This window comes from Microbacterium oleivorans, from assembly GCF_001691565.1.
Lineage (GTDB): Bacteria > Actinomycetota > Actinomycetes > Actinomycetales > Microbacteriaceae > Microbacterium > Microbacterium oleivorans_B.
This window is the reverse complement of the sequence record NZ_MAYO01000003.1, coordinates 1,824,661-1,836,519: the sequence shown is the minus strand read 5'-3', so window position 1 is coordinate 1,836,519 and position 11,859 is coordinate 1,824,661. Positions and strand designations below refer to the sequence as shown.

The following is an 11,859-nucleotide window of genomic DNA, read 5'->3' as shown; positions in this document are numbered from 1 at the left end:
GTCATCCCGGAAGTGAAACGACAGTTCGCGTCGGGTCGAGGTCGGCGAGTACCCGTCCGCCCGTTTGTCGAGTCGGCGAGGCGTGACGAGGCTCGGTTCGCGGCATCCGCTCTCGTGTCGTAAGCTGGACGACGGTGACGTGTCCGAGCGGCCGAAGGTGCAACTCTCGAAAAGTTGTGTAGGGTAACCCCCTACCGTGGGTTCAAATCCCACCGTCACCGCCATGAAAACCCCTGCTGATGCGGGGGTTTTCTGTTTCTCTCGGCGGACGTCAGCCCTCCAGCAGCGACACGCTCTGGACGGTGGCGATCCGATCGACCAGGTCGCCTGCCGCGCGATCGATCGCGGCGGCCGACCAGGAGATGACGAGAGCCGCGACGAGAAGGGCACCCGCGGTGGCGGCCCAATCGAGGCCGCGGCGGATCGTCAGGACGACGAAGGCGAGAGCGCTGAGGATCGCGACGGTCTGGCCCGCGACCTGGGCGAAGGCCATGCGCACGGCGGACTCCTCCGTCAGCGGGCCCCAGCTGTTGAAGACGAGCATCAGCGCGAGCGGGACGACCACCACGCCGGCGACGAGCACGGTCCACCGGGTCGGTCGGTAGCGACGGCGTGCGACGGGACGGGCCTCGGACGCGGTGACGGCGGTCATAGCCCCGACCCTAGCGGCGTGCTCCCGGCCGGGACCAGGGCGAGCCGACGCGAACGGCATCCATCCGCGCACGGTCAGCGCAGATCGCGTCGGGTCGAGACCAGGCCCGCCGCCCTAGAGTGAGTCGGATGCCACGACGGGGGAGGCGACGATGCTCGCGACGGTGACCTATGCGCCGACGGACGGTCAGGATGCGACCGCGCTCGGCTTCCTGGTGCACAAGCACCCCGCCAAGGTGCAGACCTTCTCGGCGCCGGTCGGCGACATCCACGTCTTCTATCCCGAGGCGACCCCCGAGCGGTGCACCGTCGCGGTCATGCTCGAGGTCGATCCGATCGCGCTCGTCCGCAACAAGCGGTTCCGAGGGGATGCCGGGGCCCTGGGTCATTACGTCAACGACCGCCCGTACGTCGCCTCGAGCATGCTCGCCGTCGCGATCGGGACGGTCTTCCGCACCGCGATGACCGGGCGGAGCGACTCGTACCCCGAGTTGGCGGCATCCGCTCTGCCTCTGCGCATCGAGATCCCGGTCGTGTCAGCCCGCGGCGACGATGACCTCGTGCGCCGGCTGTTCGAACCCTGCGGGTGGGCCGTCCAGCAGACTCGCATCACCCTCGACGACGATCACCCGGAGTGGGGTGACTCGCGCTACAGCTCGGTCGTCCTGACCGGGGAAGTCAGGCTCGCCGAGGCGCTGCGCCAGCTGTACGTTCTCCTCCCCGTCCTCGACGACGCGAAGCACTACTGGGTCGGCGACGACGAGATCGGCAAGCTCGAGCGCGCCGGCGAGGGATGGCTCGCCGAGCACCCCGAGCGCGACCTGATCACGCGCCGCTACCTCGTGCACCAGCGCGCCCTGCTGGACGAGCCCGCTCCCGAGGACCGCCCGACGCCGCTCCGCCAGCATCGTGCCGACGCGGTCCTCGCCGCGCTCGCGGACGTCGGCGCGCACCGCGTCGTCGACATGGGCTGCGGCCCCGGAGCCCTCCTCGCCCGCCTCGCGAAGGACCGCTCCTTCACCAAGATCGTCGGCGTCGATGTCTCGGCCCGCTCGCTCGACCAGGCCGCACGGATGCTGCGGCTCGCCGAGGCATCCGATGCCGAGCGAGAGCGCATCGAGCTGCTCCACGGCTCGGTCGTCTACCGCGACGAGCGGCTGCGCGGTTTCGACGCGATGGTGCTCATGGAGGTCGTCGAACACGTCGACCCGTCGAGGCTCGGCGCGCTCGAAGACGCCGTCTTCGCGTCGGCCGCACCCGACGCGGTCGTCGTCACGACGCCCAACGCGGACTACAACGTCCTCTACCCCGACCTGCCCGTGGGCGCGTTCCGTCACGACGACCACCGCTTCGAGTGGACGCGCGACGAGTTCCGCGACTGGGCCGAGGGGGTCGCCGCCCGTCACGGCTACACCGTTTCGTACCGTCCCGTCGGTGAGGCGGATGCCGACCACGGCGCCCCCACGCAGCTCGCCCTGTTCCGGAAGGAGGTCGCGGCATGACCGTCCTCGACATCCCCGCCCTCTCGCTCGTGGTCCTCGTCGGGGCATCCGGATCGGGTAAGTCGACCTTCGCGCGGGAGCACTTCGGCCCGTACGAGACGCTCTCGAGCGACGCCTTCCGCGGACTGGTCGGCAACGACGAGTCCGACCAGTCGGTCACCGCCGCCGCCTTCGACGCGCTGCAGTACGTCGCCGGCAAGCGTCTCGACGCGGGCCTGCTCACCGTCGTCGACGCGACGAGCGTGCAGCCCGAGGCGAGGCGCAAGCTCGTCGAACTCGCGAAGGCGCACGACGTGCTGCCGGTCGCGATCGTCTTCGACGTGCCCGAGGCGGTCTCGGTCGAACGCAACGCGGCGCGCACCGACCGTCACATCCCCGCGGGCGTCGTGAAGCGGCAGAACGACCAGCTGCGCCGCGGACTCCGTCACCTCGGGCGCGAGGGCTTCCGCAAGGTGCACGTGCTCCGCACCCCCGACGAGGTCGCGGACGCCACCATCGAACGCACGCGCCTTCTCACCGACCGCACGGACGAGCACGGCCCGTTCGACGTCATCGGCGACGTGCACGGATGCCGCAGCGAGCTCGAGACACTGCTCGGACGCCTCGGCTACGAGCTCGTGCGCGACGAGCAGGGCCGGGCGGTCGACGCGCGGCATCCCGAGCAGCGTCGCGTCGTCTTCGTCGGCGACCTCGTCGACCGCGGGCCCGACGTCGTCGGCGTGCTGCGCCTCGCGATGGGGATGGTCGCCTCGGGGAGCGCGCTCGCCGTCCCCGGAAACCACGAGGCGAAGCTCGTGCGCGCGCTCCGCGGCGCGAAGGTCACGATCTCGCACGGTCTCGAGGAGACCTTGGCGCAGCTGGCGGGCGAGAGCGAGGAGTTCCGCGAGCAGGTCGAGGCGTTCTGCCACGACCTCGTGTCGCACCTGATCCTCGACGAAGGGCGCCTCGTCGTCGCCCACGCGGGACTCAAGGAGCAGTACCACGGGCGCGCGTCCGGACGTGTGCGCGCGTTCGCCCTCTACGGCGAGACGACCGGCGAGACCGACGAGTACGGCCTGCCCGTGCGGCATCCGTGGGCGCAGGATTACCGCGGCAAGGCCGTCGTCCTCTACGGGCACACGCCGGTCCCGTCGGTCGAATGGGTGAACAACACCGCGTGCGTCGACACGGGCTGCGTGTTCGGCGGGTCGCTCTCGGCGATGCGCTACCCGGAGCGCGAGGTCGTCTCGGTGCCGGCCGAGCAGGTTTGGTACGAGCCGATCCGTCCGCTCGCGCCCGCCGCGCCCGTGCGCGCCCCCGGCGTCCTCGACCTCGCCGATGTGCAGGGCAAGATCATCGTGCAGACGAGCCTGCACGGCCGCGTCGGCATCCAGGAGGAGCAGTCCGCCGGAGGGCTCGAGACGATCAGCCGGTGGGCGACCGACCCGCGCTGGCTCATCCACCTGCCGCCGACGATGTCGCCGCCGAACACGTCGGCGCGAGAGGGCTACCTCGAGCACCCCGACGAGGCGTTCGCGACGTACCGCGCGAACGGCGTGACCGATCTCATCGCCGAGGAGAAGCACATGGGCTCGCGTGCCCTCGTGCTCGTCGCGCGCGATCCGGCGCGTTTCTCCGCGCCCGAGGGCTGGCGAGGTGCGATCCACACGCGGACGGGTCGCCCCTTCTTCGCGCCCGACAGTGAAGCCGGAATCCTCACGCGTCTCGATGCGGCGATCGATCAAGCCGGTCTCTGGGACGAGCTCGGCTCGTCGTGGGTCCTCCTCGACGCCGAGATCCTGCCCTGGTCGCTCAAGGCGGGCGACCTCATCCGTGACCTCTACGCCTCGGTGGCCGCTGCGGCCGAGACCGCGACGGATGCCGCCGCTGCGGTGCTCGCCCGGGCCGCGGCATCCGGGATCGACGTCAGTGACCTCGCCTCGCGCACCCGCGCACGTGCCGAGGGTGCGCGAGGGTTCCGCGCGGCCTATCGCAGGTACGTCGGCGACGAGTCCGCCGCGCGCGTCGCGCCGTTCCAGGTGCTGGCGGCGGGCGAGTCGACGTTCGAGGTGCGCGACCACGGCTGGCACCTGGGGGTCGCCGACCGGCTCGTCGAAGCCGCGCCCGACCTCGTGGCGCCGACGCGGCGACGACGGATCGATCTCGGGGACGAGGCATCCGTCACCGCCGCCGTCGACTGGTGGGAGGAACTCACCGCCGCGGGCGGGGAGGGGATGGTCGTGAAGCCGTTCGCCAACCTCACGCGCACCGAGAAGGGGCTCGTGCAGCCGGGCATCAAGGTGCGCGGCCGCGAATACCTGCGGATCATCTACGGGTCGGACTACACCGATCCCGCGAATCTCGCGCGTCTGCGCGACCGCAACGTCGGGCACAAGCGCTCGCTCGCCGCGCGCGAGTACGCCCTCGGGATCGAGTCACTGCACCGCTTCACCGCCGGCGAGCCGCTCTGGCGCGTCCACGAGGCGGTGTTCGGCGTGCTCGCGCTGGAGTCCGACCCGATCGACCCGCGCCTGTAGGACCTGACGACGCCGACCCGACGCGATCTGCGCCCATCCCGCGAGGCAAACCGCACTTCGCGTCGGGTCGGCGATCGCCGGCGTTCCTACGAGGCGCCCCATAACGCTTCGAGAATCTGGGCACCACCCCTTCCGGCCGACCCGCGCGAGTTCGTAGCGTGGACTCCATGGCGCATGAGGACGACCGACCCGAGGATCTCTACACCGGCCCCATCGATCTGTCGGCGCTCGCCGCGGCCGAAGAGGGCGACCTCGAGATGCCCGAGATCAGTTACGACGAGCAGCGCTACCCCGCCCGTCCCCGCCGGCTCCGCCCGCGCGACAACCTGCGCGGAAGCAGCGTCCGCCGCATCCGCACCGACCCGCGCACCGCGAACGGCACGAACCCCTCGTACGTCGAGTGGCTGGTACGGCAGTCGATGTTGAAGGATGCCGACGTGCTCGCCCGCCAGCTGTCGGGCCAGCCGACGATGTGGCGGAACGCCTATGCGCGTCCCGACGCGCGTCGCGCCATCGCGACCAGCGACGTGTGGTTCACCGCCTACCCGATCTCGCTCATCACGCGACCGGGGCAGTCCTTCCTCTCGGCGCTCGGCGACGAGGAGCTGTGGTCGGTGTTCGAGCGGATCGGCATCACCGCGGTCCACACCGGACCCGTCAAGCGCGCCGGCGGCATCGAGGGCTGGGGCGAGACGCCCAGCGTCGACGGCCACTTCGACCGCATCAGCACCGCCATCGACGCGACCTTCGGCACGGAGGACGAGTTCCGCGCCCTGTGCGACGTCGCCGACACGCACGGCGGCAGCATCATCGACGACATCGTCCCCGGCCACACCGGCAAGGGGGCGGACTTCCGCCTCGCCGAGATGGGCTTCAAGGACTACCCCGGGATCTACCACATGGTCGCGATCCCGCCCGAGGACTGGCACCTGCTGCCCGACGTGCCCGAGGGTTACGACAGCGTCAACCTCGACCCCGCGACCGAGCACACGCTCGCCGAGCACGGCTACATCATCGGCGCCCTGCAGCGCGTCATCTTCTACACGCCGGGTGTGAAGGAGACGAACTGGAGTGCGACGGCGCCCTCTATCGGACCCGACGGCGTCACCCGTCGCTGGGTGTACCTGCACTACTTCAAGCAGGGCCAGCCGTCGATCAACTGGCTCGACCCGACGTTCGCGGGCATGCGCCTCGTCATCGGCGACGCGCTGCACTCGCTGGGCGAGCTCGGCACGAGCGCGCTGCGCCTCGACGCGAACGGCTTCCTCGGCGTGGAGAAGAGCGCCGAGGGGCTCCCGGCCTGGTCCGAGGGGCATCCGCTCTCGCACGCCGCGAACCACATCATCGCGGGCATGGTCCGGAAGGTCGGCGGATTCACCTTCCAGGAGCTGAACCTGACGATGGAGGACATCCGCGACACCGGTGCCGTCGGCGCCGACCTGTCGTACGACTTCATCGGGCGCCCCGGCTACCACCACGCCCTCGCCACCGGGCAGACGGAGTTCCTGCGCCTCGCGCTCACCTCGTCGCTCGCGCTCGGGGTCGCGCCGGTGCAGCTCGTGCACGGCCTGCAGAACCACGACGAGCTCACCTACGAGCTCGTCCACTGGGCCACGCGTCACGCCGACGAGGAGTACGGCTTCCGCGGCGAGACCATCACGGGCGCCGACCTCGCCGAGGTCGTCCGCGCGGAGCTGACCGAGAAGCTGGTGGATGCCGGTGACTACAACCGCGTGTTCACGCAGAACGGCATCGCCTGCACGACGACGTCGCTCATCGCGGCGACCCGCGGCATCCCGACCCTCGACGACATCACCGAGTCCGAGATCCCCGCCATCCGCGATGCCCACCTGCTCCTCTCGGCCTACAACGCGTGGCAGCCCGGGGTATTCGCCCTCTCGGGCTGGGATCTCGTCGGCATGCTGACGCTCCCCGGCGAGGAGGTGGCCGACCTCATCCGCGTCGGCGACACCCGCTGGATCGAGCGCGGTGCTCACGACCTGCTCGATGTCGACCCCTCCGCCACCCGCTCGACCTCGGGCATGCCGCGCGGCCGCGCCCTGTACGGTCCGCTTCCCGCTCAGCTCGACGATCCCGAATCGTTCGCGTCGAGGCTGTCGGCCATCCTCGACCTGCGACGTGAGTACGGCATCGCGACCGCGACGGCCGTCGACATCCCCGAGGTCGCGCACGCGGGCATGCTCGTGCTCGTCCACCGCCTCGACGAGGGGATGCCGGACGCCGACGCGCCGCTCCAGGTGACCGTCCTGAACTTCTCGGCCGAGCCGATAGAGGGCACGGTGCGCTCGGAGCACCTCACCCCGCAGAGCGACGTCCTGGACGCTGCTCAGGGCGCGGTCATCGGACGCGTCGACGACCTGCAGAGCTTCTCGGTGTCGCTGCCCGCCTACGGCGCGCGGTTCCTCGTCCTGCAGCCGCAGGTCGAGGAGGAGTGACGAGACGGAACGCAAGCCCCCGCGCGATGTCGGGGACTCTGCGTACCGTCGGGTCATGACCGATCAGAGCAACGTTCCCGAGAACGACATCGACGAGCCCGAGATGCTGGGCGGCCCGAGCGGCGACACGGCGGTGAAGGACCCGGAGGAGTGGGTCACCGGCGACGAGCCGATGACGGGTGCCCAGCGGAGCTACCTCGACACCCTCGCTCGCGAGGCGGGCGAGGAGATCCCTGCGAACCTCACGAAGGCCCAGGCCTCCGAGCACATCGATCGCCTGCAGCAGGCGACGGGCCGCGGCGCATCCGCCTGACCCGACTGACGTCGCGTTCGCCGAGTCAGGCGAGCGCGGCGTCGATGCCGGCCAAGGGTACGGGGAGCCAATCCGGACGATTGCGGGCCTCGTAGATCGACTCGTAGACGGCTTTGTCGAGCACGAGCGCCCGCAGGAGAGCCGGATCGAGCTCGATCGCGCCCGGTGCGGCATCGTACGCCGACAGGAACGCGTCGCGGCAGGAGGCCGCCCAGGCCGCGGCATCCGGTCCGGCGCCCACGGCGCCCGCATAGTCGAACGACCGCAGCATGCCGGCCACGTCGCGCGGCGGCAGATCGGGGATCGCACGCTCGGCCATCGGACGGAGCGGCTCGCCCTCGAAATCGACGATGCGCCAGCCCCCGTTCGGCACGGCGAGCACCTGTCCCAGGTGAAGGTCCCCGTGAATCCGCTGCAGTCGTGGCCACGGGCGCTCGAGTGCCTCGGCGTACACGGCATCGATCGCGGCGAGGCGGTCGGCGACGGCAGGCACTTCGGCCGAGGCGATGGCCAGGCGCCGGCGCCACGCGCGTCCGACGGCCGCGGCCTCGTCGGGCGTGGCATCGGCGGATTCCAGCGCCTCGCTGAGTGCGCCGTGCACACCGGCCACGGCGATCCCGAGATCACGCGCGGCGTCGGTGAAGTCACGTCCTTCCCTGGCGGCATCCAGCGCGATCGCCCAGCCGTCGCGGACGCCGGGTAGGAACTCCTGCGCGAACCCGAGGGTGCCCTGTGCGGTGCCGGTGTCGCGGCCGACGTCGGGCCACTCGGCATCCGCACTGCCGTAGAACGTCGGCACGTAGGGCGACCCCGCGTCGCTGAGGACGCGCTGGACGGTCACGTCCGGGTTCTCGCCGTGGTGCAGGGTGCGGAAGAGCTTGAGGATGATCGTGGGCGACCCGTCGACCTCGTACACGATCGAGGTGTTCGACTGCTCGCCGGTGAGCACCCGCGAGCCGGTGACGCGGCTCGTGTCGACGCCCATCTGGGCGAGGAGACCGACCGTGAATCCGGGATGCCGCGTCGCATCGATCAGCCGATGTCCGTCCTCGGTCGTGGTGACGACCTCCTCGTCCGGCGCGTCGGCGGCCTCCGCGAGGGGCACGTTGTAGAGCGTGGGGAGCGCTCCGGCGTCGTCCATGAGGAGATACCTCGTGGCGCCGCCGGGCGCCGGCTGCGCATCGAGGATACGGAATCGCGGATCGTGACTCTTGCCCGCGTACCAGCGCTGTCGCGCCACCCAGGCGCCGAGGTCGTCGTCGAATCGCACACGATCACTGTGGCGTGGCGAAGCGGGATCGCGGAAGGGGTGGACGGGGATTCGTTCGCAGGTTAGGGGATCCGCCTGCCATGATCGGCGCATGGGGGAAGCACGAGTTCGGCGCAGGGCGATTCTGATCGCAGCGCTCGCGGTCGGTGCGATCGCGGTGGTGACTGCCGGCTGGCAGATCGCCGCGTGGTCGGCTGTCGGTGGGGTGCGGATCGTCTACGACGCCCGTCCCGTCGCCTGCGAGGGGGCCGAGGTGACGCTCGAACCACCGGGTGCGTCGGACGATCTCCTGGGCGACGGCGGCTTCGCCTGGGACGAGACGTTCTACTCGTCCGTCGTGGGTGTCGAGCCCGGAATGACCTGCGCGATCCGGTTCTTCGTCGTCAACGACGGCTGGAGCGACATCGATGCCCAGGCCGTCGCCCTCCCGGGAATGCAGGAGGAGTACGTTTCTCTCGTCCGTCCGACGATGGTGAATCCGAACGGTCAGACGAGGCTCGCCGACACCGACGACGCCGCGGTCTTCGCGATCGAGAGCATGCCCGTCGCCGCTGGGGAACAGCAGGCGTTCACCGTCCTGCTCGAAGCGAACGCGGAGGATGCCGATGGGTACGAGCCGTGCTCCGGTTTCATCCCGAGGGCGCCGCGGGTGGTCGTGTCGGTCCTGGGGGTTCAGCGCAGCGTCGCATCGCCCGAGGCATCCGCGATCGGCTACTACGCAGGCGCGCGCGCGGCCTGCGACTGACGCCGGTACCACACGGCATCTCCGGGCGCATGCCCCTGGCCGTGTCTTCCGCTCGCTGCGAGCGTCGGAGGATGTCGACCATCGATGAGCCCTCGACCTCCGCCCCCTCGACCCGCGCCGAGCGCAACACGGATCCGACCCTCGGCGTCGTCTCGCGGCCTGCCTGGCGGGACGACTCGGCGTCGCTCCTGACCCGCGGCTACCGGTTCGGCGAACGCATCTGGTCGCGCGCGCCGCGGGGTGCGCGGTCCGCGCCTCTGCGCCTGCTGTTCTCCGACGCGCTGCTCGTTAGGGGCGCCGAGGGCGTGGCCGCGTTCTACGACGAGGAGCGGGTGGCACGCCACGGCGCCATGCCGCCGTTCATCCAGGAGACCCTTTTCGGGCACGGCTCTGTGCACAGCCTCGACGGCGACGAGCATCGGCACCGGAAGGCCACCTTCGTCTCGGCGCTGTACGAGGACGGGCAGGTTGCGCGGCTGCGTCCCTATCTCGAGCGTGAGTGGCGTCATGAGATCGACGCCTGGATCGCCGGGGGCGGGCAGTCGGCGTACGACGCCGCGGTCGGCGCCCTCGGACGCGCCGTCATGCGCTGGGCGGGGTTGCCGGGCACCGGCGACGCCAAGACCCGGTGGGCTCGTCGGCAGGCGCAGATCGTCGACGGGTTCGGGGTGCCGTACTCGCCCGAGTACCTGCTCGCGTTCGCGAACCGACGCTGGTCCGACCGTCACGCCGAGCGGCTGATCCGGGCGGTGCGCGCGGGACGCCTCGACGCGCAGCCCGGGACGGCGCTGAACGCCTGGGCATGGCACCGCGACCGCGAGGGGCGGCTGCTGCCTGCGCGTCTGGCGGGTATCGAGCTGCAGAACAGCTTCCGTCCGATGATCGCCGTCGCCCGGTTCACGGCCTTCGCGGCGAAGCGTCTGCACGAGCACCCCGAGTGGCGGGAGCGTATAGCTGCGGAGGTCGCCGAGCGCGGCTCGCTCGTCGACGGACCGCTCGCGACCGCCTTCGCGCAGGAGATCCGCCGCACGTCGCCGTTCGTCCCGATGCTTCCCGCGTTCGCGACGCAGGACATCGAGGTCGACGGTCGCATCGTCCGCGCCGGCGGACGCATCGTGCTCGACATCCTCGGGACCGACACCGACGAGCGGTCGTGGGAGAACGCCGACACCTTCGACCCCGCGCGTTTCGTCGGTGTCGACGACTACGAGGCGATCGCCGCCTTCGTCCCCCACGGCGGTGCCGACGTCGCGACGGGGCACCGGTGCCCGGGTGAGAAGCTCGCGATCGCCGGGCTCGCGGCATCCATCAGCGCGATGAGCGACCCGCGTCTCACGATCCTTCCGACGGGCCTCGACGTGAACGAGCGCCGGATGCCGACCAGGCCCCGCTCGGGCGGTCGCGTCCGGGCGGCCGGATCAGCGGGAAGCGGCGCACGCTGCCCCTTCCACCGCGCCTGACGCCCGGCATCGTCGGCGCGTTGAACGCACGCGGCATCCGGGAGTCGATGGGGGCGAACCTCGTGATGACGCTCATCGAGTTGAGCGGCCTGGTGATCGTGATCGTCGTCGTCGCGATGCTCCTCGCGGGTGGTGGTGGCGATCCGGGTCGGGTCGCCCAGCTGCCGACGGATGCCGCCCTGCCGACCGCCGTGCTCGGCGGCGCGATCATCGCGTACTACTCCTTCGTCGGGTTCGAGACCTCGGCGAACGTCATCGAAGAGGTGCGGAACCCGCGGAGGTCCTACCCGCGCGCCCTGTTCGCCTCGCTCATCACGGCGGGGATCGTCTACGTCCTCGTCGGTCTTGCGAGTGCGATCGCTCTGCCCCCCGAAGACCTCGTCGAGTCCAGCGGCCCGCTCCTCGACGTGGTCGCGGCGGCGGGGGTCGGCGTGCCCGCGTGGCTGTTCAGCCTGATCGCGCTCGTCGCCGTCGCGAACGGGGCGCTCCTCACGATGATCATGGCGAGCCGCCTGACATACGGGATGTCGGAGCAGGGTCTTCTCCCCGGTGTGCTCGGGCGGGTGCTCCCGAAGCGACGCACTCCGTGGGTGGCGATCCTCGTGACCACGCTCATCGCCATGCTGCTCACCCTCATCGGGGACCTCGGTCTGCTCGCGGAGACGGTGGTGCTCCTGCTGCTGTTCGTCTTCCTGAGCGCGAACGTCTCGGTGCTCGTCCTTCGCCGGGACCGGGTGGAGCATGATCACTTCCGGGTCTGGACAGTCATCCCGATCCTCGGCATCGCCTCGTGCATCCTGTTGCTGACCCAACAGTCCGGCGTCGTCTGGCCGTTCGGCGCGGGCCTGCTCGTCGTCGGCGTCGCCCTGTTCTTCGCCACCCGGTGGTTGCGGTCGCGGGCGGGGGAGTCGGTTCGCAGGGTCACCGACCGCGGCTGACGCTCGGA

General features: G+C 70.8%; 8 protein-coding genes, 1 tRNA gene and 1 pseudogene. 8 read left to right on the top strand and 2 right to left on the bottom strand.

The features are described 5' to 3' along the window. Positions 1-133 precede the first annotated feature (133 nt). Positions 134-224, top strand: a tRNA-Ser gene (locus BBA86_RS11585). Between the two features lie 47 nt (positions 225-271). Here the strand turns inward: BBA86_RS11585 and BBA86_RS11580 are convergent. Next, positions 272-652, bottom strand: coding sequence for a hypothetical protein (locus BBA86_RS11580; RefSeq protein WP_065571702.1), 381 nt, complete (start codon positions 650-652; stop codon positions 272-274). A 151-nt stretch (positions 653-803) separates the two neighbouring features. Between BBA86_RS11580 and BBA86_RS11575 the strand changes: the two genes are divergently transcribed. From BBA86_RS11575 to BBA86_RS11560, 4 genes are all read left to right on the top strand, one after another. Next, positions 804-2,153: a 3' terminal RNA ribose 2'-O-methyltransferase Hen1 gene (locus BBA86_RS11575; RefSeq protein ID WP_065571701.1), complete on the top strand. Its 1,350-nt coding sequence runs from the start codon at positions 804-806 to the stop codon at positions 2,151-2,153. Further along, complete coding sequence (locus BBA86_RS11570; RefSeq protein WP_065571700.1) at positions 2,150-4,669, top strand: polynucleotide kinase-phosphatase; 2,520 nt, start codon at positions 2,150-2,152, stop codon at positions 4,667-4,669. The genes BBA86_RS11575 and BBA86_RS11570 overlap by 4 nt, the downstream gene beginning before the upstream one ends. A gap of 167 nt (positions 4,670-4,836) precedes the next feature. Beyond that, the gene (gene treS / locus BBA86_RS11565; RefSeq protein WP_065571699.1) at positions 4,837-7,125 is read left to right on the top strand and encodes a maltose alpha-D-glucosyltransferase; all 2,289 of its coding nucleotides are present in this window, start codon (positions 4,837-4,839) and stop codon (positions 7,123-7,125) included. A 55-nt stretch (positions 7,126-7,180) separates the two neighbouring features. After that, entirely contained in the window at positions 7,181-7,438 is a 258-nt protein-coding gene (locus BBA86_RS11560) for a DUF3072 domain-containing protein (protein ID WP_065571698.1), read from the top strand. Between the two features lie 25 nt (positions 7,439-7,463). On the opposite strand, the gene BBA86_RS11555 is transcribed toward BBA86_RS11560, so the two are convergent. Beyond that, positions 7,464-8,708 (bottom strand): maltokinase N-terminal cap-like domain-containing protein, encoded by a 1,245-nt coding sequence (locus BBA86_RS11555; RefSeq protein WP_065571697.1) that lies wholly within the window; start codon positions 8,706-8,708, stop codon positions 7,464-7,466. A gap of 91 nt (positions 8,709-8,799) precedes the next feature. Here BBA86_RS11555 and BBA86_RS11550 point away from each other — a divergent pair, with 91 nt between their 5' ends. The 3 genes and pseudogenes from BBA86_RS11550 to BBA86_RS11540 form a co-directional block, all read left to right on the top strand. After that, entirely contained in the window at positions 8,800-9,453 is a 654-nt protein-coding gene (locus tag BBA86_RS11550; protein WP_223247081.1) for a hypothetical protein, read from the top strand. A 71-nt stretch (positions 9,454-9,524) separates the two neighbouring features. Beyond that, complete coding sequence (locus tag BBA86_RS11545; protein WP_065571696.1) at positions 9,525-10,913, top strand: cytochrome P450; 1,389 nt, start codon at positions 9,525-9,527, stop codon at positions 10,911-10,913. 8 nt (positions 10,914-10,921) lie between these two features. Continuing rightward, positions 10,922-11,851: pseudogene (locus BBA86_RS11540) on the top strand (APC family permease); the annotation flags it as partial. Between the last annotated feature and the right edge of the window lie 8 nt (positions 11,852-11,859).

Coding starts and splice junctions, on each gene's coding strand:
- treS (WP_065571699.1), top strand. CDS start 4,837: ATGGCGCATGAGGACGACCGACCCGAGGATCTCTACACCGGCCCCATC.
- BBA86_RS11560 (WP_065571698.1), top strand. CDS start 7,181: ATGACCGATCAGAGCAACGTTCCCGAGAACGACATCGACGAGCCCGAG.
- BBA86_RS11570 (WP_065571700.1), top strand. CDS start 2,150: ATGACCGTCCTCGACATCCCCGCCCTCTCGCTCGTGGTCCTCGTCGGG.
- BBA86_RS11545 (WP_065571696.1), top strand. CDS start 9,525: ATGTCGACCATCGATGAGCCCTCGACCTCCGCCCCCTCGACCCGCGCC.
- BBA86_RS11580 (WP_065571702.1), bottom strand. CDS start 652: ATGACCGCCGTCACCGCGTCCGAGGCCCGTCCCGTCGCACGCCGTCGC.
- BBA86_RS11550 (WP_223247081.1), top strand. CDS start 8,800: ATGGGGGAAGCACGAGTTCGGCGCAGGGCGATTCTGATCGCAGCGCTC.
- BBA86_RS11575 (WP_065571701.1), top strand. CDS start 804: ATGCTCGCGACGGTGACCTATGCGCCGACGGACGGTCAGGATGCGACC.